Source organism: Streptococcus cristatus (assembly GCF_963529205.1).
In the GTDB taxonomy this organism is placed as follows: domain Bacteria; phylum Bacillota; class Bacilli; order Lactobacillales; family Streptococcaceae; genus Streptococcus; species Streptococcus cristatus_O.
On the sequence record NZ_CAURYF010000009.1, the window covers coordinates 1 to 18,377 of the forward strand.

General features: G+C 40.1%; 19 protein-coding genes and 3 pseudogenes. 11 read left to right on the top strand and 11 right to left on the bottom strand.

Translation table 11 applies throughout. From position 1 onward, the window contains the following. Positions 1 to 435 precede the first annotated feature (435 nt). The 3 genes and pseudogenes from RWS39_RS03170 to RWS39_RS03180 all read right to left on the bottom strand — a co-directional run. Positions 436 to 510 (bottom strand): annotated as a pseudogene (locus RWS39_RS03170) (hypothetical protein); the annotation flags it as partial. Next, positions 495 to 638, bottom strand: coding sequence for a hypothetical protein (locus RWS39_RS03175; protein ID WP_314480394.1), 144 nt, complete (start codon positions 636 to 638; stop codon positions 495 to 497). The pseudogene RWS39_RS03170 and the gene RWS39_RS03175, both read right to left, overlap by 16 nt. 40 nt (positions 639 to 678) lie before the next feature. After that, a complete protein-coding gene (locus RWS39_RS03180) occupies positions 679 to 843 on the bottom strand; it encodes a hypothetical protein (RefSeq protein ID WP_125373571.1) in 165 nt (54 codons plus the stop codon). 147 nt (positions 844 to 990) lie between these two features. Here RWS39_RS03180 and RWS39_RS03185 point away from each other — a divergent pair. Then, a pseudogene (locus tag RWS39_RS03185) lies at positions 991 to 1,395 on the top strand (helix-turn-helix domain-containing protein); the annotation flags it as partial. An 83-nt stretch (positions 1,396 to 1,478) separates the two neighbouring features. On the opposite strand, the gene rlmD reads toward RWS39_RS03185, so the two are convergent. Next, positions 1,479 to 2,837: a 23S rRNA (uracil(1939)-C(5))-methyltransferase RlmD gene (gene rlmD, locus RWS39_RS03190; RefSeq protein ID WP_314480398.1), complete on the bottom strand. Its 1,359-nt coding sequence runs from the start codon at positions 2,835 to 2,837 to the stop codon at positions 1,479 to 1,481. A 55-nt stretch (positions 2,838 to 2,892) separates the two neighbouring features. On the opposite strand from rlmD, the gene RWS39_RS03195 reads away from it, so the two are divergent. From RWS39_RS03195 to RWS39_RS03210, 4 genes are all read left to right on the top strand, one after another. Continuing rightward, entirely contained in the window at positions 2,893 to 3,669 is a 777-nt protein-coding gene (locus RWS39_RS03195) for an aminoglycoside 3'-phosphotransferase (protein WP_314480400.1), read from the top strand. 26 nt (positions 3,670 to 3,695) lie between these two features. Then, the gene (recX, locus tag RWS39_RS03200; RefSeq protein WP_288932929.1) at positions 3,696 to 4,472 is read left to right on the top strand and encodes a recombination regulator RecX; all 777 of its coding nucleotides are present in this window, start codon (positions 3,696 to 3,698) and stop codon (positions 4,470 to 4,472) included. Positions 4,473 to 4,558: 86 nt separating this feature from the next. Further along, positions 4,559 to 5,092: a nucleoside tri-diphosphate phosphatase gene (ntdP, locus tag RWS39_RS03205; RefSeq protein WP_005590859.1), complete on the top strand. Its 534-nt coding sequence runs from the start codon at positions 4,559 to 4,561 to the stop codon at positions 5,090 to 5,092. Positions 5,093 to 5,278: 186 nt separating this feature from the next. After that, entirely contained in the window at positions 5,279 to 5,596 is a 318-nt protein-coding gene (locus RWS39_RS03210) for a DUF960 domain-containing protein (protein ID WP_045498988.1), read from the top strand. A gap of 57 nt (positions 5,597 to 5,653) precedes the next feature. Here RWS39_RS03210 and RWS39_RS03215 read toward each other — a convergent pair whose 3' ends face one another. Next, on the bottom strand, positions 5,654 to 6,088 hold the full coding sequence (locus tag RWS39_RS03215; protein ID WP_288932925.1) for a GNAT family N-acetyltransferase: 435 nt from the start codon (positions 6,086 to 6,088) through the stop codon (positions 5,654 to 5,656). A gap of 62 nt (positions 6,089 to 6,150) precedes the next feature. Here RWS39_RS03215 and RWS39_RS03220 point away from each other — a divergent pair, with 62 nt between their 5' ends. Further along, positions 6,151 to 6,576 carry a MarR family winged helix-turn-helix transcriptional regulator gene (locus tag RWS39_RS03220; protein WP_314480410.1) on the top strand — a complete coding sequence of 142 codons (426 nt, stop codon included), beginning with the start codon at positions 6,151 to 6,153 and terminating at the stop codon, positions 6,574 to 6,576. Between the two features lie 120 nt (positions 6,577 to 6,696). Here RWS39_RS03220 and RWS39_RS03225 read toward each other — a convergent pair whose 3' ends face one another. The 4 genes from RWS39_RS03225 to RWS39_RS03240 all read right to left on the bottom strand — a co-directional run bounded on the left by RWS39_RS03225 (position 6,697) and on the right by RWS39_RS03240 (position 10,491). Then, on the bottom strand, positions 6,697 to 8,238 hold the full coding sequence (locus RWS39_RS03225) for an ABC-F family ATP-binding cassette domain-containing protein (RefSeq protein ID WP_288932921.1): 1,542 nt from the start codon (positions 8,236 to 8,238) through the stop codon (positions 6,697 to 6,699). A gap of 94 nt (positions 8,239 to 8,332) precedes the next feature. After that, the gene (locus RWS39_RS03230; protein ID WP_148878025.1) at positions 8,333 to 8,989 is read right to left on the bottom strand and encodes a CBS domain-containing protein; all 657 of its coding nucleotides are present in this window, start codon (positions 8,987 to 8,989) and stop codon (positions 8,333 to 8,335) included. Positions 8,990 to 9,266: 277 nt separating this feature from the next. Beyond that, complete coding sequence (locus tag RWS39_RS03235) at positions 9,267 to 10,121, bottom strand: bifunctional methylenetetrahydrofolate dehydrogenase/methenyltetrahydrofolate cyclohydrolase (RefSeq protein ID WP_314480417.1); 855 nt, start codon at positions 10,119 to 10,121, stop codon at positions 9,267 to 9,269. Between the two features lie 139 nt (positions 10,122 to 10,260). Next, positions 10,261 to 10,491 carry a DUF1797 family protein gene (locus RWS39_RS03240; RefSeq protein WP_005592360.1) on the bottom strand — a complete coding sequence of 77 codons (231 nt, stop codon included), beginning with the start codon at positions 10,489 to 10,491 and terminating at the stop codon, positions 10,261 to 10,263. A gap of 240 nt (positions 10,492 to 10,731) precedes the next feature. Here RWS39_RS03240 and RWS39_RS03245 point away from each other — a divergent pair, with 240 nt between their 5' ends. Beyond that, positions 10,732 to 12,999 carry an ATP-dependent Clp protease ATP-binding subunit gene (locus tag RWS39_RS03245; protein WP_125371831.1) on the top strand — a complete coding sequence of 756 codons (2,268 nt, stop codon included), beginning with the start codon at positions 10,732 to 10,734 and terminating at the stop codon, positions 12,997 to 12,999. A gap of 85 nt (positions 13,000 to 13,084) precedes the next feature. Continuing rightward, a pseudogene (locus RWS39_RS03250) lies at positions 13,085 to 13,489 on the top strand (transposase); the annotation flags it as partial. A 327-nt stretch (positions 13,490 to 13,816) separates the two neighbouring features. On the opposite strand, the gene RWS39_RS03255 reads toward RWS39_RS03250, so the two are convergent. Beyond that, positions 13,817 to 15,127: a sensor histidine kinase gene (locus RWS39_RS03255; protein WP_045498968.1), complete on the bottom strand. Its 1,311-nt coding sequence runs from the start codon at positions 15,125 to 15,127 to the stop codon at positions 13,817 to 13,819. Further along, entirely contained in the window at positions 15,128 to 15,817 is a 690-nt protein-coding gene (locus RWS39_RS03260; protein WP_045498965.1) for a response regulator transcription factor, read from the bottom strand. A 171-nt stretch (positions 15,818 to 15,988) separates the two neighbouring features. Between RWS39_RS03260 and RWS39_RS03265 the strand changes: the two genes are divergently transcribed. From RWS39_RS03265 to RWS39_RS03275, 3 genes are read left to right on the top strand one after another with little or no spacing between them, the layout of a single operon-like run. Further along, positions 15,989 to 16,897 (top strand): ABC transporter ATP-binding protein, encoded by a 909-nt coding sequence (locus RWS39_RS03265; RefSeq protein ID WP_008809655.1) that lies wholly within the window; start codon positions 15,989 to 15,991, stop codon positions 16,895 to 16,897. Further along, a complete protein-coding gene (locus RWS39_RS03270; RefSeq protein WP_045498958.1) occupies positions 16,897 to 17,637 on the top strand; it encodes an ABC transporter permease in 741 nt (246 codons plus the stop codon). The genes RWS39_RS03265 and RWS39_RS03270 overlap by 1 nt, the downstream gene beginning before the upstream one ends. Continuing rightward, the gene (locus RWS39_RS03275; RefSeq protein WP_045498955.1) at positions 17,634 to 18,362 is read left to right on the top strand and encodes an ABC transporter permease; all 729 of its coding nucleotides are present in this window, start codon (positions 17,634 to 17,636) and stop codon (positions 18,360 to 18,362) included. Before RWS39_RS03270 ends, RWS39_RS03275 begins: the two co-directional genes overlap by 4 nt. Positions 18,363 to 18,377: the final 15 nt, after the last annotated feature.

Sequence of the window (18,377 nt, forward strand, 5' to 3'; positions counted from 1 at the left end):
ATTCGATTTCGTCGTCCCACCTCCGCACAGTTGAGTAGGGCTGTAAAAGCTGATAAAATCAGCGTAGTAGAGTCCACTCAACCACTGCGTCTTGCTAAACAATCCAAAGACAATTGAGAGGCTAGGACTTTTGTCCCAGCCTCTTTTGCTGTTCATTTAGACTTGTTTTTGTCGCTGCCTCAAATATGCTTCAACAAATCGCTCTTCTACTTGTCTTTTTTGACCAATTTCACGACTGCTTAGGTTCGTGTTGTCTTTCCCTTGAGAATAACATCTTTTAATCCTACCATTGATAGATATTCATTAAGTTTTTCAATATCTAAACTAAGCCCTTATATTTGCTATTAACTTCAAATTTTTATAAGCATCAAGATGACCATAAAATAAAGGTTCCAAAACTAATCCTATCCTAGATAATATATTTACGGAATTCTGTTATACGGTTTGATTAAAAATAGTTATTTCCCCAGAATATGGTTTTAAAATCCCTAGAATCATTTTGATAATTGTAGTTTTTCCAGCTCCATTTGGTCCAACAAAACCATATACTTTTCCCTTTTTAAAATAAAATAAGTGTTATGAATAACGTCAGTATCTTTAAAGCTTTTTGTTACATTAATAATTTCAACTATAGCCATCCCTACTCCTTAGCTTACAGCAAGAAATTATGCTTAATTCTTATCGTTTTTTGTAAGAAATCAGCGAACCCAATAATATTCCATTCAACAATCCTAAAGAAATACCATATTCAACTGGAGAATCTAAAAAAATTGCAAACACTATTCCAATCATCATCCCTAGTGAGGCTGCTGTTGAAATCACATCTTCATTTTCTTTCTTCATTTTCTTTACACCTCATTTCCTTTTTGTATATAAGCTGTAGTACTCTCCACCAATAGCCATTTTCATATTTAGACTTCCTTTCAGTTTTTATTTATTGTACAATAAATAAAAATCAATTACTTTTTTTGTTGGGAAAATGGGAAAATTATGAAATCAAAACTTGGCATCACACTCAGAAAAGTTCGTAAAGGAAAACAGATCAGTTTATCTTCCGTTGCTGACGAGCATCTTTCTAAATCTCAAATATCTCGATTCGAACGTGGAGAATCAGAAATATCTTGTATTAGGCTTATCAATATTTTAGACAAGTTGCACGTTACCCTAGATGAATTTCTTATTTTACATGATAAAGACTACTCCAATACAGAATCATTCGTCAATTTAGTTCAATATATTCGTAAACAATACATATTACAAAATATCAATAATATAAAATGTCTACTTTCTGACTCCTCAAATTACACCTTAAATTCCTTTAAAAAAACCATGGTAAAATTCATTCTACACACAATGGATTCGAGGATCAGTCCATCAGATGAAGAATTACTTCAATTTAAAATGTTCTCGTTGAGTTAATTTATTACTGACGTATCTATTTTTTGTCTACGCAGTCGACATCAAAACAGACGTTCACATCAATATACTTTTTTGACCAATTTCACCACTGCCTCCGTCCGAGCGGTATGGGGAAACATATCAACCGACTGGATGTAGTGGACATCGTATACCTGACATAGCTTGACCAAATCGCGCGCCAAGGTTGAGACATTGCAGGAAACGTAGACCATCTTCTCAGGTGCATAGCGGACAATCGTCTCCAGCAGCTTATCATCCAGACCTGTTCGCGGCGGATCGACAATCAAGGCATCCGCCCGATAACCTTCAGCGTACCAGCGAGGAATAATCTCCTCTGCCGTTCCAGCCTCGTAGAGCGTATTGTCAAAACCCATCCGTTTCGCATTGCGCTTAGCGTCTTCAATGGCCTCAGGGATGATGTCCATGCCTCGCAGAGACTTGACCCTTTTAGCAAAGGCAAAGCCGATGGTCCCCACTCCGCAATAGGCGTCAATCAAATGGTCTTCTTTCGTCACATCCAAAGCCTTGACTGCCTCCCCATAAAGCACCTCTGTCTGCTCAGGATTGAGCTGATAAAAAGCCCGAGGGGACAGGGAGAACTCATAGTCCAGCACTCCTTCTTGGATGGCTTCCTCGCCCCAGATAATCTCTGTCTTATCCCCATAAATCTCGCTGGACTTGCTGGTATGATAATTGACCGCCACTGTCTCTAGCTCTGGAAATTCAGCCACTAGGTCTTGAACGACTGGAGAAAAGTCTAGCTTGCGCCCTGTCACAAAAATCATCTGCACCTGACCCGTCTTTCTGGATCTACGAATCATGACGGTACGTACTCCAGCAGTCTTCCTCTCATCATAGATGGGTAGCCTATACTTACCTAAAAGCCGAGCCACCTTATTTATGATCTGTTGCGTTACCTTGTCCTGAACCAGACAGTTTTTCAGCGAGACCAGATAGTGGGAATTCTGGGCATAGAGTCCCGCCTTGACCTCATCCTTAAACTTGCGAGTCTGAAACTGCAACTTGGCCCGATAATAGAGCGGCTCCTGCATACCAATGGTTGGACGAATCTCATAGTTTTCATAACCATCTGGCGCAAATTTTTTCAAAGCCTGACGCAGCAAATCTTCTTTAAACTCCAACTGCTTGTCATAGTGGAGGTGCATGATTTGACAGCCCCCACAGCTATCATAAATCTCACAAGGCGCTTCCACCCGAAATTTCGACCGCTTGTTGATGGTCAAGAGCTTGGCTTCGATGAAATTCCGCTGCACCTTGGTCACCTGACAGTAGACTTCCTCGCCTTTCAAAGCCCCCGGCACAAAGACCAGTGTTTTCTTATAAAACCCAATTCCTTCCCCATTGATTCCCATTTTCTTGATTTTTAGGGGGATTCTTTGCTTCACTTTTACATTCATGCCTCTATTATACCACGCTAGAGTCGATTCGTTGAGAATATGTTACAATAAAAGTATGAAAGCAGAAAAAATATCTCTTCCACTCGCATATTTCCCTGAGCAAATCCGAACTTATCTAGAGGGAGCCAACTTTTACGACAGCTCCTCACATTCAAGCGCCCGTGTTTTCTATGCCGATACGGGCTATTATTTGAAAATCGACCAAAAAGGCAAGTTATCCCAAGAAGCCACACTTGCCAAATGGTTTGAGAAGCAAAAACTCGGTGTACCTGTCATTCACTACCTGTCAGCAGACCATGACTTCCTGCTGACTAGAGAAGCCGAGGGCAAGGACGCCCTAGCCTTTCTCCAACAGCCAGAAGAACTTTGCCAAACGATGGCTGCCGCGCTCAGAAAACTTCATAGCATCCAACCCCAGCATTTTCCAATCCAGCATCGCCTCCAACACTATAAAGAGCAGGCAGAGGAAAATTATCAGAAAGGTTGCTTTTATCAAAAAGCCTTGCTGCCTCAATTTCATATCCAAAGTCGTGAGGAAGCATACCAGCTTATCCAAGAACAGGGACACCTACTGACGTCAGACTCCTTGATTCACGGAGATGCCTGCTTGCCTAATTTCATTCTGAAAGACGCTTCCACCTTCTCCTGCTTTATTGACGTTGGTCTCGCTAGCCTCAGTGATCGCCACATTGACCTTTACTGGGCCATCTGGTCTCTTACTTATAATTTATCTGACCCCAAATACGCAGAGCTCTTTCTTGACTACTATGGCCGGAAGGATGTTGATACAGACAAACTGCCCTTGATTGCTGCCTTTGAAGCATTTGGCTAAAAGAAAGGATTTTACCAAAATCTCTTATGAAAATCACAAAAATCGAAAAGAAAAAAAGACTCTACCTCTTGGAGTTGGACGACAGCGAAAAGCTTTATATTACAGAAGACACTATCGTCCGCTTCATGCTGTCTAAAGGAATGGAAATCACGGAGCAGGAACTAAAAGAAATTCAAACTTACGCCCAATTTTCCTATGGAAAAAATCTAGCTCTCTACCATCTCTCCTTCAAGCAAAGGACTGCCAAGGAAATCAAGGACTACCTAACCCAGCACGACATCCAACCAGAAATCATCAGTCAGGTCTTGGACAATCTAAAAAAGGATAATTGGATTAATGATAGAAAATATGCCAATTCTTTTATCCAATCCAACCTTCTCACTGGTGACAAAGGCGCTTTTGTTCTAAAACAAAAACTCAGTCAAAAAGGGATTTCTGCCACTATCATAGAAGAAGAATTGAACCGGTTTGATTTCACTGAGCCAGCCGAGCGAGTTGCTGAGAAACTTTTAAAGAAATACCAAGGAAAACTGCCCAGCAAGGCCTTGCAAGATAAAATCCTCCAAGCTCTGATAAACAAAGGATTTTCTTATGGACAAGCCAAAACCGCCTATCAGCATTTGGAAATCGAAGAAGACCAGGAAAACCAACAAGAACTACTCTATAAAGAGCTAGACAAGCAATACCGCAAGTACTCAAAAAAGTACGAGGGCTACGACTTAAAACAGCGTCTGACTCAAGCTCTGGCCCGCAAAGGCTATGATTTTTCGGACATTGCCAGCGCTCTGAGAGAATATCTTTAAGATTTTCTATGAAAACTTAGGCATTTTTATGAAAATATGTTACAATAAAGAGGATAAACTTAAAAATTGTAGAAAGTTGGTAGGTTATGAAACTTCCCAAAGAAGGCGACTTTATTACAATTCAAAGTTATAAGCATGATGGGAATCTTCACCGTACTTGGCGAGATACCATGGTACTAAAGACAACAGAAAATGCCATTATTGGCGTTAATGACCACACACTGGTAACAGAAAGTGATGGCCGGCGCTGGGTAACACGAGAGCCTGCCATTGTCTATTTTCATAAGAAATATTGGTTTAATATCATTGCCATGATTCGTGATAATGGCACTTCATACTACTGCAACCTTGCCAGCCCCTATTATCTGGACAATGAAGCCCTTAAGTATATCGACTATGATTTAGATGTTAAGGTATTCACAGACGGAGAAAAACGGCTGCTTGATGTAGAAGAGTATGAGCGCCATAAAAGGCAAATGAACTATTCGGATGATTTGGATTTCATTCTCAAGGAAAACGTCAAGATTCTGGTTGACTGGATCAACAACGAACGCGGTCCCTTCTCCGATGCTTATGTGAAAATTTGGTACAAACGTTATGTTGAACTAAAGAATCGATAAAGTTGTCAAAGAGCGCAAGCTCTTTTTTCTTGCTTTCTTTTCCAAAAATCCTTTGTCCAGCAAGGAAGCAATTTCTTGCAATTCCTACTTATTTCTTGTATGATAGAACCATCAATGCTGCTAGTAAAGCACTAGAGGATCAATTTCTGGTCCTCCACAGCAAATTTCTAGAAAGGAGTGAGTCTCATGGCTTTTACCAATACTCGTGGTCGCTATGCCAGCTTTGGCGCTATCACTAGCCTTCCAGATGATGTGATTGACACTTTCTGGTACATCATCGACAACTTCCTTAAAGATGTCTTCCCTTTGAATAATCTGATTCGCTTCGAGTTGATCAATAACGAAGGAAAGCTGACTTTTCGTTTTTCTGAGGACCATCTCGATACACTCATCTCCTTTGATTTCACCTATAAATTTGACCCATTCTACCCTCGCATGATCTACGTTGTGGATAATAACGGCAGAGAAACAGTCATGTTAGCAGACGAATATTCCATGTTTTAAGAAAGCAAAATCCAGTTGAGACACCATCATTATGAGCGGTTCTTCAACTGGATTTTCTTATTTTTTGTAAATCATTTTGATATGAGGCGTCGATTCAAAGATAAAAGGCTCTCCTTGAGTCACAAAACCGAATTTTTCATAAAGTCCCACGACTTGCTCCTGAGCTTCAATTTCAATCATTTTTCCCGGCCATTTTTTCTCACAAAGAATCAAGATTTCCTCTACTAATCTATTCCCCAAACCCTTTCCTCTGGCTGACGGGGCTGTCACAAGACGACCAAAAACGACTTTTTCAGCTTTCTCAAACACGCGGGCATAGGCATCTACTTCCTCTTGTTTATTAACATGAAAAATGTGAACAGCTTTTAAGTCTTTTTCATCCAATTCATGATAGATTCGCTCTTGCTCGACGACAAAGGTATCGATCCGCAGTTTTAGAATCTTGTAAAACTCTAGTGTATCCAATTCTTGCAAATATTTTTTATGCCACATGCTTGTTTTCGTCCTTGCTTTATTATATAATCATTGTAAATGCAACTATCAAAGGAGTTCTTATGGATTACCGTCAGTTATTTCGTCAAATGGGTTTCATCTCCCGTCAAGCTATGATGAAAATGAATCAAGAAGCTGGCCAATACGGGCTTGATAATAATCTCTTTCTCATTCTTACTCGCATTGTCGAACACCCCGCCATCCATCAATCTCAGCTAGCAGAGCTGGTTCAGATTGACAAGACTACCCTGAGCAGGTCTCTTCGAAAGTTGGAGGAAAGGGGCTTGATTGTCAAGAAAACTAAGCAAGAGAATAAGAAATTCAAGGAGCTCTATCCACTGACTCCTGCACTAAAAGTATATGATAAGCTGATTAGCTACGAGGACAGATATATTCAGACTAGTCTGCATCAACTGACTTCATCTGAACTCTTTCAGTTGGATCATATCCTACAGAAAATTCAAAACTCCCGACAAGAAGAAGTATAACACAAAACAGTTGCATTTGCAACCATGTGATATTAAAAACTAAAGCTATTAAAAGCGGCTGCTTGCAAGTGACTGAGAAGATACCCTCGTCTCTGCAAGCAAAACCGCCTTAATAGCTTTTTAAGTTAGTTGATTGAAATCCCAGATCTGATCCATCCAGCCTTCATAGAAATCAGGCTCGTGGCAGACCATGAGAATGCTGCCCTTGTATTCTTTCAGAGCGCGTTTGAGCTCTTCCTTGGCATCTACATCCAGGTGGTTGGTCGGCTCGTCCAGCACCAGAACATTATTTTCTCGGTTCATGAGAAGACAAAGGCGGACCTTAGCCTGCTCGCCACCTGACAGAACTTGGATCTGGCTCTCGATGTGCTTGGAAGTCAGACCACATCTGGCCAGAGCTGCTCGGACTTCTGCTTGATTTAGAGCAGGAAAAGCATTCCAAACGGCTTCGAGCGGTGTCTGACGATTGCCGCCCTCGACTTCCTGCTCGAAATAACCCAGCTCTAGATAGTCCCCACGTTCGACCTGACCTGCGATAGGCGGGATAATCCCCAGCAAACTCTTGAGTAGGGTTGTTTTCCCAATCCCATTTGCTCCGATGATGGCCACCTTCTGATTACGCTCAAAGGTCAGATTAAGAGGCTGGGTCAGTGGACGGTCATACCCAATCTGCAAGTCCTTAACTTGGAAGATAAAGCGACCAGGTGTACGGGCAGTCTTGAAGTCGAAGGAAGGCTTAGGCTTCTCACTCTGCAGCTCAATAATGTCCATCTTATCTAATTTTTTCTGGCGAGACATGGCCATATTACGGGTCGCTACACGAGCTTTATTACGAGCTACAAAGTCCTTAAGGTCCGCAATTTCCTTCTGCTGGCGCTCGTAGGCTGCTTCCAACTGAGATTTTTTCATCTCATAGACCTCTAAGAACTGGTAATAATCCCCAGAATAGCGGGTTAACTGCTGATTTTCCACATGGTAGACGATATTGATGACGTCATTCAAGAAAGGAATATCATGGGAGATCAGGACAAAGGCGTTTTCATAGTTTTGGAGGTAACGCTTGAGCCAGTCAATATGCTCCGCATCTAGATAGTTGGTTGGCTCGTCCAAAAGCAGGATATCTGGCTTTTCCAGAAGCAGCTTAGCCAAGAGAACCTTAGTCCGCTGCCCACCAGATAGCTCTGTCACATCGCTTTCCATACCGTAGTCCATGACACCTAGTGCTCGTGCAACTTCGTCAATCTTGGCATCTAGAGTATAGAAATCCCGGCTCTCCAAGCGGTCCTGCAGTTCGCCTACTTCTTCCATCAGGGCATCCACATCCGCTCCATCCTCAGCCATGCTCATGTAGATTTCATTGATACGGGCCTCAGTCTTGAACAGCTCGTCAAAGGCTGTCCGCAGCACATCGCGGACAGTTTGGCCCTGCTCCAATACAGCATGCTGGTCCAGATAGCCAGCCGTCACATACTTGGACCACTCGACCTTGCCTTCATCCGGCAGCATTTTACCCGTCACAATGCTCATAAAGGTTGACTTTCCCTCACCATTGGCACCGACTAGACCAATATGCTCCCCCTTGAGCAGGCGGAAGGATACATCCTCAAAAATAGCCCGGTCACCAAAACCGTGGCTGAGATTTTTTACTTCTAAAATACTCATCTTTTCTCCTCTATCATTGATTGCAGTTCCTTGATTATACCATCTTAGGAAGCCAATTGGCAAGAAAATAAAAGCCTCAACTGAGGCTCTTACTTTATAAAACTTTTGCGCTAGTGCGGGTAATATCTTCTACTTTTATATTGTGTGCTTCAAACTTGGACTTCAAGGAAACCAAGTCAATGTCTCCGTCAATTTGTACCTCAATGACAACTTTACCGTCCTTACGAGGAATATTAACTGTGTTTGAAATATTGAGGTTTTCTTCGACAAGTAAGGCGATAATATGCGATAGGACACCAACCTCGTCTTCTGTGACAAAGCGCATTCGAACGCCCTTTTCGCCATAACCAGACACTTCTAGAAAAGCTTTGAAAATGTCACGATCCGTAATGATTCCATAGACCTGCTCATTGTCAACAACTGGTAAGATTCCAATTTTATTTTTCAACATCAAATAAGTCGCATCTTCCAGACTAGCATACTGGGAAATAGTAACGACATCCTGAATCATCACATCTTTTACCTTGGTTTTATTCAGAAGATAGTTCATTTCATAAATAGATAGGCTCGTTGCCTTTGATGGACTTGCTTCTGCGATTGTTCCCTCTGTCACAAGACCCACCAGCTTATCATTTTCAATCACAGGCAAGCGGTGCAATTTTTGGTCGCGCATAATATCTGCCGCATGTGCAATCGTTGTGTCTGGGCTAATGTATACAACCTTGCGTGTCATAAAATCTTTTACTGCCATGAGAAGCCTCCTCTAATTTCTTTTTCTAATCTTATTATACTGTATTTTCCAACTAATTTCAAACGCTTTCACAGTTTTCTCTTATGTTTTCAAAATTTAGAAAAATCAGGCAGGCTACCTATAAAAAAGTTAGATTCGCCTATGAGAAAACGAGGGGGAATATTTGACCCAACCTCGCTTTAGCCTATCTCTATAGTTTCTTGTCTAATACCACTAGCGACAAGATGACCAAAAACAATTGAAAGAAGAAATAGATCAGCCAAATGCTATTTTTCTATTATTTCTCTAAACTTCTAAAAAAGGCCTGATAAGTCTGTTCCATTAGCATGGTAATGGTCATCGGCCCGACCCCTTTTGGAACCGGCGTAATGAGACTAGCCACTTCTGCCACTTCGTCAAATTTAACATCACCAATCAGCTTGCCATTTTCGTCCCGATTCATACCGACATCAATCACGACAGCTCCCTCCTTGACAAAGTCCTTGGTTACAAAGTGTCCTCGTCCGATAGCCACCACCAAAATATCAGCTTTCTTTGCAATTTTCGCTAAATGATGGGTCCTTGAGTGCGTCAAAGTAACGGTCGCATTTTTAGACAACAGAAGCTGAGCCATAGGTTTACCGACAATATTACTACGACCAATCACCACCGCATTCTTGCCTTCCAAGTCCACCTTATATTCGCGGAACATTTCCATGATTCCTGCTGGTGTAGAAGGAATCATCAAGGGATGTCCTGACCAAAGTCGCCCCATATTGGTTGGATGAAAGCCATCTACATCCTTGTCTGGATCAATGGCTAATAAAACCGCTTCATCATCAATATGGGCTGGCAAAGGAAGCTGGACTAGGATTCCGTGCCAAGCTGGATCCTGATTATATTTAGCAATCAAGGTCAGTAATTCTTCCTGACTTGTTGACTCAGACAGACGCACAACTTCACTGCGGAAGCCTGCAGCTAGTGCAGACCGCTCTTTATTTCTCACATAAACCTGACTGGCTGGATTGTCGCCCACCAAAATCACCACTAAACCAGGTTCCTGACCTGTCTCTGCTTTTAATTTTGCTGTTTTTTCTGCAAGTTTCGCTTGAAGCTTTTCTGCTAAAGCTTTTCCGTCAATAATGTTTGCCATTCTTTTCTCATTTCTTTTTCACTATATTTATTCATTATATCAGAAATCCTCTTGTCCTACTTATACATTTTTCTTATATAAAGTTATAGGATTAAAGACTGATCTTGACGAGCAAAATAAAAAAGCAGAAGCCTGCTTTTTAGTATAATAATTCATAAATTTCCATGGCAATCAAGTCAATACTATCGAAAGTATAAGTCTCACGCGCTGCCACATCACGCAGAGTAAAAATTGGTCCATTTTCTTCGTCGTAGCTGTACGCTACTTCGGCAACAACCACTCCTTCACGTTCAAAATTACGTTTTAAATTTCCACCATCTTTGGCCATAGCTTCCAAACGATTGATGATTCTAACTAAATGTGATTCCATTTTATTTCTCCTATTTACTTGCTTCTCTCCTATTTTACCATAAAAAGAAACTGAAATACCAGTAAAAGACCATTTTTTTCTCTTTTCGCACTATAATTTCTCAAAAAATCAGTCTCAGGGAGGATTTTGTAGTAAATTCTTGCATTGTGCAAGAATACTGATATAATGAAACTATAATACTTTGACTATTTTTGACCATTTAAAAATAGGTGGATCTACGGCCAAAGAAAGAGGTAGAATATGCTTTGTCAAAATTGTAAAATCAATGAATCAACCATCCATCTCTATACAAATGTAAACGGAAACAAGCAGCAGATTGACCTTTGTCAAAACTGCTACCAAATCATGAAGACAGACCCTAACAATAGCCTTTTTCGAGGACTGACTCAGGCTAACAACCAAGGAATTGATCCTATTGACGATTTCTTTAACAGTCTTGGTAATTTCCAACAACCCCAAGAACCAAATATCCCGCCAACTCAATCTGGAGGAGGCTACGGTGGCGGTGGCTATGGTGGCAATTCCAATCATGGAGGCGGAGCACGCCAACAGGCTCCGCAAAAGCCAAAAGGTCTCCTAGAAGAGTTTGGTATCAATGTGACTGAGATCGCCCGTAAAGGAGAAATTGACCCTGTCATCGGTCGGGACGAAGAGATTACTCGTGTCATTGAAATCCTCAACCGCCGCACCAAAAACAATCCTGTCCTTATTGGAGAGCCCGGTGTCGGAAAAACGGCTGTGGTCGAAGGCCTAGCCCAGAAGATTGTGGATGGGGATGTACCTCATAAACTCCAAGGCAAGGAAGTTATCCGCCTGGACGTTGTCAGCCTAGTACAAGGGACTGGTATCCGAGGTCAATTTGAAGAGCGGATGCAGAAGCTCATGGACGAGATTCGCTCTCGTCAAGATGTCATTCTCTTCATTGATGAAATCCATGAAATTGTCGGAGCGGGTTCTGCTGGCGATGGCAATATGGACGCCGGAAATATCCTTAAACCAGCTCTGGCTCGCGGAGAACTCCAAATGGTTGGAGCGACTACCCTCAATGAATACCGTATCATCGAGAAGGATGCAGCCCTCGAGCGCCGCATGCAGCCCGTTAAGGTAGATGAGCCAACAGTAGAAGAAACCATTACCATCCTCAAAGGGATTCAGAAAAAATACGAAGACTACCATCATGTCAAGTACACAGACGCGGCCATTGAAGCAGCTGCCCTTCTCTCCAACCGCTACATCCAAGACCGCTTCCTGCCAGACAAGGCTATCGACCTCTTGGACGAGGCTGGCTCTAAGATGAATCTGACCCTCAACTTTGTTGATCCTAAAGTTATTGACCAGCGGCTGATTGAGGCAGAAAATCTCAAGGCTCAGGCTACTCGCGACGAAGACTTTGAAAAAGCGGCTTACTTCCGTGATCAGATTGCCAAATACAAGGAACTCCAAAAGACGAGCGTGCTGGATAACGATATTCCAATTATCAGCGAGAAGACCATTGAGCATATCGTGGAGCAAAAGACCAATATCCCAGTTGGCGACCTGAAGGAAAAAGAACAGTCTCAACTAGTCAATCTCGCCAGCGACCTAAAGGCCCATGTCATCGGTCAAGACGATGCAGTGGATAAGATTGCCAAGGCCATCCGCCGGAATCGGGTCGGACTAGGAAGTCCTAATCGCCCAATCGGAAGTTTCCTCTTTGTCGGACCAACTGGTGTCGGTAAGACTGAGCTTTCTAAGCAACTGGCCATTGAGCTCTTTGGCTCGGCTGACAGCATGATTCGCTTTGATATGAGTGAATACATGGAAAAACACAGCGTGGCCAAGCTGGTCGGTGCCCCTCCAGGCTACGTCGGCTATGAGGAAGCTGGCCAGTTGACTGAGCGCGTCCGTCGTAATCCATACTCGCTCATTCTGCTGGATGAGGTAGAAAAGGCCCACCCTGACGTTATGCACATGTTCCTACAGGTTCTGGATGATGGCCGCCTGACCGATGGCCAAGGCCGGACTGTCAGCTTCAAGGACACCATTATCATCATGACATCCAATGCCGGAACGGGCAAAGCTGAAGCCAGCGTTGGCTTTGGGGCAGCTCGTGAAGGCCGTACCAATTCCGTCTTGGGTGAGCTGGGTAACTTCTTCAGTCCTGAGTTTATGAACCGCTTCGACGGCATTATCGAATTCAAGCCACTCAGCAAGGACAATCTGCTGCAGATCGTCAACCTCATGCTGGACGATGTCAACCAGCGCTTAGCAACCAACGACATTCATCTGGATGTTACAGAGAAAGTCAAAGAAAAATTGGTTGATCTTGGCTACGATCCGAAAATGGGTGCTCGTCCATTGCGCCGCACCATTCAAGACCATATCGAAGATGCTATTACTGACTTCTATCTGGAAAATCCAAGCGAAAAAGAGCTCAAAGCTATCATGACCAGCAATGGCAAGATTCTCATCAAGTCAGCCAAAAAGGCTGAAGCAGAAAAAACCAAGCCCGATGAAAGCCAAAGCTAACTGACTTTAACTCTGCGTCTTGATAAACTTTTTAAAACAAAGCAAAAAGGAGCTCTTTGTCAACTGTAGTGGGTTGATGAAAAGGGCTAGTAAGGTGAAACGATCTAATCGAGTGGTTATTCTAGGGTAATTAAAAACGATTTATCGTGCTGAAAATTTAGAAATGGCAGTACAAGCTTTAGAGAACTTTATCGCTGAATGGAAGCCAAAGTATAGGAAAGTCATAGAAAGTCTGGAGAATACGGATAATCTTTTAACTTTTTTCTAGTTTCCCTACCAAATTTGGCACAGCATTTATTCGACAAAGCTCATTGAGTCTCTCAACAAAGAAATTAAACGTCAAACGAAAAAGAAGGTTCTTTTTCCTAACGAAGAAGCCCTGGACCGTTACTTAGTTACTTTGTTTGAAGATTATAATTTCAAGCAAAGTCAACGAATCCATAAAGGGTTTGGTCAATGTTCTGACACACTTGAAAGCTTATTTGATTAGCACTCCATAACTCTACTTGAGTGTTTACACATAATTATTGACAGTATCTAAAGCGTTTTTAGTGTAATTCGTATATAGTTGTTGACAAAACATTTTAACAGTAAAAGAGTGCAACTTTATTTGTTCACTCTTTTTTTGCGTATAACAGAAAAATTTTTGATAAATAGAATAGTATTGCTACTTATTTATCAAAAATTTACGATGATTAGACGAAAGAATACTTTGCCCCAAAAATAGCATTTAGAAATATTTAGAAGATAAATAATGTGTCGCAATGCTCTAAATGGTTAGTGTTCTAAGTGTAAGCTTGTTCTTAGGGGCAGGTCATTATTCCTTTACTAAAGGTAAAGAAATGGTGACTTTTAAGCCTGGATGATTGTCTAAAAAAACAATTTCACCTTGATGTAATTTAATAATTTGTTTGGTGATAACTGTTCCCATACCATGTGATTCATAATTAGTTGATTTTTGATTTAGCTCAGTAATTTTTTGAGCTGTAATATCTCCTTGATCCGCAATGACGATGAGCACTTTATTATCAGATAATTGATAAGTCAGATCAATCTGGTTAGAGCCGCTGTGCATAATACTATTAAGTAAGAGATTTCTAAAAGCTCTTGCTAATAAAGTTACCTCTCCTTTTACCAACACTGTCTCGGCAGGCAAATCAAAATGAAGTGTAATTGTTTCATAATTATTCAATATATCGGCAATTACTGTTCGTAGGACAGTAACCAAATCAAGATTGGAAAATTCGGAGTGACGCTTTTGGTTATCCAATAAGTAGCTCATATTGAGATTAGAAATCATTTCTTTCATAGTTTGAATCTGATTTTCAATTTCCTCTGTCTGCTTTCCTTTGCCATATTGCTGCTCTAACTGACTGTTATAACCTGATATGAGCATAAGAGGATTGCGTAAATCATGACTGACCCCTCTAATCCATTGCTCTTTCATCGTGTTGCTTTCTTCCAAAATATGAGATGTCTCATTGAGAGCCGTCTTAATTTCAGAGAAATTTCCCTTTTCTTTAAGAACGATATTTTGACCTTGAGATAAAGAAGTGACAGCAGTAATAATCGGCTCCATCTCCTTTTTAATACGCAACTTTGATCGGCTCAAAAGAATAAAAATAAGTAAAAGAATAATACCCAAGAAAACAAGTCCCAAACTGAGAAAATTCCTAATAAATTGCGTATTAGCATAGAAATTAAATTTTGCTAAGGAATGCTTTTTAGGATAGCCCAAAACTAAAATTTGCTGACCACGTACATAGGAGAAAACAGGGTAATCTTCTAAATACCAACGTGAAAATTTAACCATATCAGCATTCGTATAATGCTTTTTGAGTCCTTTAGGTAAATGATAAGATTGGACAATATTGCCATCTTGATTCAGTACCATAGCCCAAGTATTTTGTTTATCCATTTCAATTTTGCTGCTTTTATCAAAATTGAAATTATTCTCTTGACTCGATTGAGCGATTTTAGTGTAAAGTAGTTCCGGTTTTTCCTTTCCATAGAAACTAAAATAGGCTGAGAAAACCAAACCATAAACAAAAACAAGTCCTATGATTAAAGCCAAGATTAATAGAACATACCTGGTTAATAACTTAGTAAAAAATTTAACGGTATCCATTTAATTCACCTTTAGTTTGTAACCCAAACCTTTAACCGTTATTAAGCTTTCTGGTTTAGAAGGATTGGCTTCAATCTTTTGTCGAATCTTACGAATATGAGCCATTAGGGTATTATCATAGCCTTGGTATTGTAATCCCCAGACCTTTTCTAAGAGTTGGTCAAAAGTGACAATGCGATTCTTATTATCATATAGGATCTTAAGAATACTGTATTCCTTAGCTGTCAGCTGAATCTCTAGTTTTCCTTTGGTAATCAAGGCTTGGCTAAAATGCACCTGGCAAGCAGGCAAAACAAGGGTATCTTCCTTTTCGGGATAGGCTCTTTTTAAGATGGAAAGAATACGCAGCTCCAAATCTCTTGGGCGGAAAGGCTTGATAATATAGTCATCTGCCCCTAGCTCAAAGCCCTGATATTGTTTTTCTATATCGGAGATTGCCGACAAAAACAAAACAGGAACCGTTGAAGTCTTACGGATACCTTTTAAAACTTCAAATCCTGATCCTTCAGGCAGCATAATGTCTAAAATAACTAAATCAAAAGATTTTTCTTCAAATTGCTCCAAAGCTTCTTTTTGTGATTGTACACTTGTTAGATTGCTAAACCCAGCAATGATCAATGATTCTTGCACCATTTCTAAAATTTCTGGGTTATCGTCTAAAATTAAAATCTTCTTTTCTTTATAATTCATACTATTACCTCAACAAGACTAGTATAACACATTGCTTCCTTAGTCAAGGACTTTAAAGTAAAAATTAAGGAAGAATTAAAGTAATGAACAGGTTAAAATAAAGGAGTTTCATTATAATAAAAATAGCGAAAGGATATAACATCACTCTAAGATTTTTAAAGGAGAAAACAAATGAACAATTATATCGTTGAAACCAACCAATTAAGTAAGGATTTTTCAGGTGAAGTAGCCGTTAATCAGCTCTCTATTCATATTAGAAAAAATGAAATTTATGGTTTTTTAGGACCAAATGGTGCTGGTAAGAGTACTGCTATGAAAATGCTTTTAGGATTGTTGCAACCAAGCCATGGTTCCATTAAGCTCTTTGGCAAAACCTTTAATAGCAATCAAATATCACTCCTCTCAAATGTAGGTTCCCTCATTGAAGAGCCCTCTTACTATGCTAATTTGACCGGTTATGAAAATCTTGAAATTATCCAAAAATTGCTTAAATTACCAAAAAGAAATATTGATGAAGTCTTAAAGATTGTCAGGCTTTTCGATCAAAAAGACAAGCTAGTTAAAAACTATTCACTAGGCATGAAACAACGTTTAGGAATTGCGTTAGCTATTGTTAAATTTCCTAAATTACTGATTTTGGATGAGCCAACTAATGGTTTAGACCCTGCCGGTATTCAAGAAATTCGTGAGCTTATCAAGTCTTTACCACAAAAATACGATATGACTATCATCGTTTCTAGCCATATTCTTTCAGAAATTGAACAGATGGCTACAACTGTTGGCATTATCAATCATGGTCAATTACTTTTTGAAGGCCACCTATCTGACCTTGAAGAAGATGAAAAATATCTGTTTGAGACCAGTGATGATGTAACTGCTAAAAGAATACTAATGTTCAATGGTTTTAATTTAGATGATGACCCAAAATTGATTATCAACGATAACAATAAAGTTAATATAGCCACTGCTATTCGACTCTTAGTTGAAAATAATGTTGATATTTATCAAGTTCGTATGATTCGTCGATCGCTGGAAGATGTTTTCCTTGATATGACAGGACGGGAAGGAAGTGTCTTGTAATGCTGAATTTACAATTAGAATTTATCAAACTAAAAAGACGGTCTTTCTTGTTATCTTTGATTGCTATTGTAGCAGTGGGCTTGATTTGGAGTAGCGTTGTTATCAAATATGAATTACCTAAAACACATGAGGCCTATAATGCCATTTATACCATGACTTACTTGAATGATTTTATTTTGCCACTTTTCATTGCAGTTTTAGCGTCTAGACTACTGGAATTGGAACATCTAGGCAAAACTTTTAAACTCTTGCAAACCAGTAACGAAAGTCCTTGGCAACTTTTTAAAGCTAAATTGACTGTGATGGCTATTTTTGCCTTTGTTGTCAGTTTGATTCAAACGCTTTTTCTGAAATTTATTATTCAAGGCATGCAGGTCAGTGTGACACCTGTTTCATTGAGTCTCTTTTTGTTCACAACTTTTTTGGTTTGTCTCTTTCTGTCTTGTTTACATCTTTGCTTAGCTTTTATCTATCCAAAGCCAAGTGTGACAGTAGTAACAGGCTTAATTGGTTCCTTCCTGTCATTTGTAGGTATCGGTGCGTTACCAGTTCCTATTCGTATTTTCATTCCTTGGCAATATTTCTCTATGATGGGAATCGCTAAACGGGTGGCTGGAACTAACACTTATCTTTTTCAATACGATAATGCTTATCCCTTTAAATTAGTCGTATTATTGCTTATCATTTTTTTAAGCATCTTTGCCAGTAAAAAACTCATTGGAAAGGCGGATCTATTATGATTACTTTTGAATTTAAAAAAATCAAAAAAAGTGCTATTCCGATAACGCTAATCTTCTTTAACCTTGTTGGGTCCTTATTGGGAGCAATGATTTACGCTCTCAATCAAAAGGTGCTCCTAGATGGTACACAAGCTCGCGTCCTTTGGGGACAAACAGTTTTCTATTCCTCGCAGGTATTTACTCCTATTCTGATCGGGATTATCTGTTCCATCAGTTGTCAATTCGAGGAAAGTAATAAAAACTGGCAGCGCTTATTAAGTATTCCGGTTAAGGCCAATCGTATCATTTTATCAAAAATCACCAGCTTATCACTAGTCATGGCTATTAGTCAACTGATAGTTCTTCTCTTATATATTATCAGCGCTTTGGTTTTGAAGGTACCTTTTGCAAATTATCTACTGGACTTTTTGCTTTGGTCTATCACAGGTTGGCTAGCAACCATTACTATTGTCACCATTCAAATTTTTCTTAGTATTCGCTTAAAAAATTTCGCAGTGCCTATTCTTATATCAGCTATTTTGGCTATGGCAGGACTTATGACCCTCTTTATTGGACAAGGTCTTTTTAGAATTTTCCCTTATGCTCAGATTGCTGTTGGTGATCGAGCTCGTTCCTTAGTCCCTTTTACCTTATCTGAATTTATCCTTTTCTTAGTTGTCAATAGTGCTTATATTTTTGTCTTCTATACCTTAGCAGTTAGACAGCTTAAAAAGAGATTTATTTAATCTCATTTATAGTGA

Excerpts from the sequence above, each read along its gene's own strand:
- RWS39_RS03275 (WP_045498955.1), top strand. The coding sequence starts at position 17,634 with ATGATTACTTTTGAATTTAAAAAAATCAAAAAAAGTGCTATTCCGATA.
- RWS39_RS03175 (WP_314480394.1), bottom strand. The coding sequence starts at position 638 with ATGGCTATAGTTGAAATTATTAATGTAACAAAAAGCTTTAAAGATACT.
- RWS39_RS03235 (WP_314480417.1), bottom strand. The coding sequence starts at position 10,121 with ATGGCAAACATTATTGACGGAAAAGCTTTAGCAGAAAAGCTTCAAGCG.
- ntdP (WP_005590859.1), top strand. The coding sequence starts at position 4,559 with ATGAAACTTCCCAAAGAAGGCGACTTTATTACAATTCAAAGTTATAAG.
- RWS39_RS03210 (WP_045498988.1), top strand. The coding sequence starts at position 5,279 with ATGGCTTTTACCAATACTCGTGGTCGCTATGCCAGCTTTGGCGCTATC.
- RWS39_RS03240 (WP_005592360.1), bottom strand. The coding sequence starts at position 10,491 with ATGGAATCACATTTAGTTAGAATCATCAATCGTTTGGAAGCTATGGCC.
- RWS39_RS03215 (WP_288932925.1), bottom strand. The coding sequence starts at position 6,088 with ATGTGGCATAAAAAATATTTGCAAGAATTGGATACACTAGAGTTTTAC.
- RWS39_RS03270 (WP_045498958.1), top strand. The coding sequence starts at position 16,897 with ATGCTGAATTTACAATTAGAATTTATCAAACTAAAAAGACGGTCTTTC.
- rlmD (WP_314480398.1), bottom strand. The coding sequence starts at position 2,837 with ATGAATGTAAAAGTGAAGCAAAGAATCCCCCTAAAAATCAAGAAAATG.
- recX (WP_288932929.1), top strand. The coding sequence starts at position 3,696 with ATGAAAATCACAAAAATCGAAAAGAAAAAAAGACTCTACCTCTTGGAG.
- RWS39_RS03265 (WP_008809655.1), top strand. The coding sequence starts at position 15,989 with ATGAACAATTATATCGTTGAAACCAACCAATTAAGTAAGGATTTTTCA.
- RWS39_RS03230 (WP_148878025.1), bottom strand. The coding sequence starts at position 8,989 with ATGGCAGTAAAAGATTTTATGACACGCAAGGTTGTATACATTAGCCCA.
- RWS39_RS03260 (WP_045498965.1), bottom strand. The coding sequence starts at position 15,817 with ATGAATTATAAAGAAAAGAAGATTTTAATTTTAGACGATAACCCAGAA.
- RWS39_RS03255 (WP_045498968.1), bottom strand. The coding sequence starts at position 15,127 with ATGGATACCGTTAAATTTTTTACTAAGTTATTAACCAGGTATGTTCTA.
- RWS39_RS03180 (WP_125373571.1), bottom strand. The coding sequence starts at position 843 with ATGAAGAAAGAAAATGAAGATGTGATTTCAACAGCAGCCTCACTAGGG.
- RWS39_RS03245 (WP_125371831.1), top strand. The coding sequence starts at position 10,732 with ATGCTTTGTCAAAATTGTAAAATCAATGAATCAACCATCCATCTCTAT.
- RWS39_RS03195 (WP_314480400.1), top strand. The coding sequence starts at position 2,893 with ATGAAAGCAGAAAAAATATCTCTTCCACTCGCATATTTCCCTGAGCAA.
- RWS39_RS03220 (WP_314480410.1), top strand. The coding sequence starts at position 6,151 with ATGGATTACCGTCAGTTATTTCGTCAAATGGGTTTCATCTCCCGTCAA.
- RWS39_RS03225 (WP_288932921.1), bottom strand. The coding sequence starts at position 8,238 with ATGAGTATTTTAGAAGTAAAAAATCTCAGCCACGGTTTTGGTGACCGG.